Origin of the sequence: Methylobacter svalbardensis (genome assembly GCF_037671525.1) — a bacterium.
Lineage (GTDB): Bacteria > Pseudomonadota > Gammaproteobacteria > Methylococcales > Methylomonadaceae > Methylobacter_A > Methylobacter_A svalbardensis.
Genome location: NZ_JAWPOH010000135.1, coordinates 1 through 3,297 on the forward strand (window position 1 = coordinate 1; position 3,297 = coordinate 3,297).

Here is a 3,297-nt window from a genome sequence, read left to right on the forward strand (position 1 = left end):
ACCAGCGTGAAAATCGCTTGAAGATGCTATTCCACTTACCATGCGTTGGCGGCAAAATCCGCCACTGCGCTCCCGAACGTAATATCCACAAGCAGGCACTGATAAATTGTCTGCAAGTGTCTGGCTGACCGACACGAATGCCTCTTAATTTCTTTAAGTTTGCCAATATACGCGTCCACTCTTCATCACTTAAATTTATCCGGCTCATGTTACCAAAAATAACCAATTCTACCTGATTGGCGAAACGTCAACAGAACCTAGGCTGACATCTTCCTTAAGTAGTTCTACAGCCTGTTGATACGTTTCCGTCGCTGATAATTCATCTTTCAGCAATTTGTTGAGTATTTCAATGCTATGCATAATAAATCTCCAATATGATTATTTCTTGATTACGTGCAATAACCTTATCAAGTTTAGTATTTATACTGACTCTTCCCCAGTCGAGGAAATATCTTCTGCATGAGCCTTTTCGAAGATATCTTTTACCTTATCAATCGCTTCGCTGCTTGTCGTATGTACAGAAATCAAGGCACTTCCGCCAATGATTTTCCCTTCATAGCGTTTGGCCTCATATTCAGGAATACCCAGTCCGATTAACCCGCCGGTCAAATCTCCAGTGACTGCTCCTACTGCCGCACCACTCAATGCTCCCATAATGGGTCCTGCGGCGATTAACGGATCGACGCCTGGAATAGTCAGAGCGCCAATTCCGGGAGACAGAAACATCAGTTCCCGTGTAAAAAAATTGGGACAGCGCCATTTAGCTAGAGTGTGAACAGGGCTCTATCTTAAACTAAGGCATTATTTGTCTGGACAATGGAATCCACTATATCAATGCCTGGTGTATTGTCTAGATCGCCATTTGCATAGCGACCCTCGCCTACACGCAAGGTGCAAAAAAAGCGAGGGTATTATTTTAGGGTTAGATTCTTCCCGAAAAGACCAGGACTAATAAGATGATTAACAGTAGTCCGAGTCCTCCGCTGGGTCCATAACCCCATGACAAGCTATGTGGCCAAACTGGAAAGACGCCAATGACCATAAGAAGAATAATTACGAGTAAGATTGTACCAAGTGACATGTCAGTATTCCTGTTAGAGAGAAAAGTTAAATTGGAAACTATTCCAAATCGCTGGGGTCTTGGTTATTGGAACTACCCCCTTTACCTAAAGGCTATGAAGCATTAGCTCCAAGATAGCTGCGACGATCAAATATACATCTACGAAAAATTTTAAACCCTCGGCACCAGCAAAATGAATATACTTATTACAAGTGCCAGTAGGAGTTTGATCGCAATATTCATGTTCATATTGATCCTCCTTTAAGTGAATATCACTATAAAGGCCATATTCAACGTAGTCTGTTCGGTATCGTACACAATCGCCCCGGGTTTTATTTCTTATTATCTTTATCGTTCCCTATTAGATCGTTATGGCGTGACTGAGTTACAAGTTGCCGTACAGGAAGCGCTGCAATGTGGCTTCCCTCATTTCAATGCCGTCCGTCTTGCCCTGGAACGTCGACGTGAAGCTCGCGAGGAGACACCTCCGGTGGAGATACCGCTCGCTACCCAATCATGTGCAAACCGAAACACGATTATCCAACCGCACGACCTGGACATCAGCCTGAGGATTGATTTCCAGAATAAAGCCATTAGCATGGGTTAATCTGAGCACGTTACAACCGGAAATCCCGTTTGCAGAGACAGACTCATGTGCAAGCAACTGCACCGGAACCAATTAACTTGATTGTTTTGCTGACGAACTGAACTTCTTTTTGTAATAGCTAAAAATGTGCGGCTTAATGCCATGCTCTTTATAGTACTCACTGATGTTACGCACGGATGGTACTTCTCCCGTTTGTCGCGCCGAGCACCGGAGCTTTTATCGAGAACAGCCCGTTAGGGGTGCGGCAGGGATGCCGCACGTCAGCAGAGGGGCAGGAGCCCCTTCTGCTGACCCTCGATAAAAGCGAGGAGCGCAGGAAGCAAGCGGCAACCGGGTCGCCTTTTCTTTGGTTACTTTCTTTTGGCGAAGCAAAAGAAAGTAACTCGCCTTCGGGTGCGAGAACCCGATTCAAATAATCGTCGCGGTAGCGACACTTTTAATAAAAAAAATGTTAATGCAGTCTAAATTCGAATAACTGCGTAACATCAGGTACTCAGTCTGAGATAAACTGCTGGCTAGCCATTGTGCTATATGGCTTTACATAGTGGCGTGAGTTTGATATGGATTCATGAATACCCCCTATTGAATAAGAGGCAGTAGTTTGCCTTGATTTTAAAGGCTTGAGTATGTGTGCTTTAATTGACGGTTACGTTCACTGTTCCATTGCTCCCCAGGCTCCAGAACGCCCACTTGAGCGCCACACCGCCATTCCATGCGGCCAACAGATAGTTGTCAGCATATTTTTTCTGTTGATCTCCTCCGAAAAACAGCGAAATTATAAACAGGGTAGCAAACAGAGCCACAAAAATAATCAGCAATTCCAATGGACTGGCTAAACCAATGTGGGTAAAAAATAAGGGTAACGAATAAATGAACATAATTGAACGTGTTTGTGTGCAAGGAATAAAACACTTAATCAGACAGCACCCAGCTTTGTTTCAGTAACAATTCAAACTGCTCAATCGGCACTGGCTTGCTGAACAAGTAACCCTGAATAGCGGGGCAACCGTGACGCTCCAAAAATGCGCGTTGCTCTTCTGTTTCTACGCCCTCAGCAATCACATCCATGCCAAGATTGTTGGCCATGCCGATAATGGTTTGCACAATCACGGCATCGGTAGGTTGTACACCAATATTGTGCACGAAGGACTGATCGATCTTCAGCTGATCAAGCGGCAGTTGTGTTAGGTAAGCCAGCGATGAATAGCCGGTGCCGAAATCATCCATGGAAAAATGCACCCCGATTTTTTTGAGGGCGTGCATCTTAGTAATAGTGTCTTCTATGTTGTCGAGTACGAGGCTTTCAGTCAGTTCGAGCTTGAGCCGATCAGGCTGGATGGCATGTTTTTCTAGCACGGCACAAACCTGCTCGACAAAACCGGCTTCATGGAACTGATGAGCACTGATATTAACGGCAAGTTGCAAATGCCGGGTATGGGGAATACCTTCCCAGCTTTTGAGTTGGGCGCAGGCTGTTTCCAGCACCCACAGACCTATGGGCACGATCAATCTGGTTTCTTCAGCCAGCGGAATGAATTCGAGCGGTGAAACCAAGCCGCGTTCAGGGTGCTCCCAACGCAACAGCACTTCAGCGCCGAGAATCCGGCGGTCGTGGGTTGCTTGCAACTGA

At 45.6% G+C, this 3,297-nt stretch carries 6 protein-coding genes and 1 pseudogene; 1 reads left to right on the plus strand and 6 read right to left on the minus strand.

The features are described from left to right. The 4 genes and pseudogenes from RW114_RS20165 to RW114_RS20180 all read right to left on the minus strand — a co-directional run. On the minus strand, positions 1-208 hold a 208-nt coding region (locus RW114_RS20165), incomplete at its 3' end, for a transposase (RefSeq protein WP_340124525.1). Positions 209-228: 20 nt separating this feature from the next. Further along, positions 229-360: a hypothetical protein gene (locus RW114_RS20170; RefSeq protein WP_340124526.1), complete on the minus strand. Its 132-nt coding sequence runs from the start codon at positions 358-360 to the stop codon at positions 229-231. Between the two features lie 60 nt (positions 361-420). Next, positions 421-720, minus strand: a pseudogene (locus RW114_RS20175) (hypothetical protein); the annotation flags it as partial. 202 nt (positions 721-922) lie between these two features. Beyond that, a complete protein-coding gene (locus RW114_RS20180) occupies positions 923-1,081 on the minus strand; it encodes a DUF3309 family protein (protein ID WP_340124527.1) in 159 nt (52 codons plus the stop codon). A gap of 355 nt (positions 1,082-1,436) precedes the next feature. On the opposite strand from RW114_RS20180, the gene RW114_RS20185 reads away from it, so the two are divergent. Next, positions 1,437-1,667, plus strand: a complete 231-nt coding sequence (locus tag RW114_RS20185; protein WP_340124528.1) for a hypothetical protein — start codon at positions 1,437-1,439, stop codon at positions 1,665-1,667. Between the two features lie 635 nt (positions 1,668-2,302). Here the strand turns inward: RW114_RS20185 and RW114_RS20190 are convergent. Both RW114_RS20190 and RW114_RS20195 read right to left on the minus strand, forming a co-directional pair. After that, entirely contained in the window at positions 2,303-2,545 is a 243-nt protein-coding gene (locus RW114_RS20190) for a hypothetical protein (protein ID WP_340124529.1), read from the minus strand. A 34-nt stretch (positions 2,546-2,579) separates the two neighbouring features. Next, positions 2,580-3,297 (minus strand): putative bifunctional diguanylate cyclase/phosphodiesterase (locus tag RW114_RS20195; protein WP_340124530.1); only part of this gene is annotated, 718 nt, incomplete at its 5' end.

Coding starts and splice junctions, on each gene's coding strand:
- RW114_RS20170 (WP_340124526.1), bottom strand. CDS start 360: ATGCATAGCATTGAAATACTCAACAAATTGCTGAAAGATGAATTATCA.
- RW114_RS20180 (WP_340124527.1), bottom strand. CDS start 1,081: ATGTCACTTGGTACAATCTTACTCGTAATTATTCTTCTTATGGTCATT.
- RW114_RS20190 (WP_340124529.1), bottom strand. CDS start 2,545: ATGTTCATTTATTCGTTACCCTTATTTTTTACCCACATTGGTTTAGCC.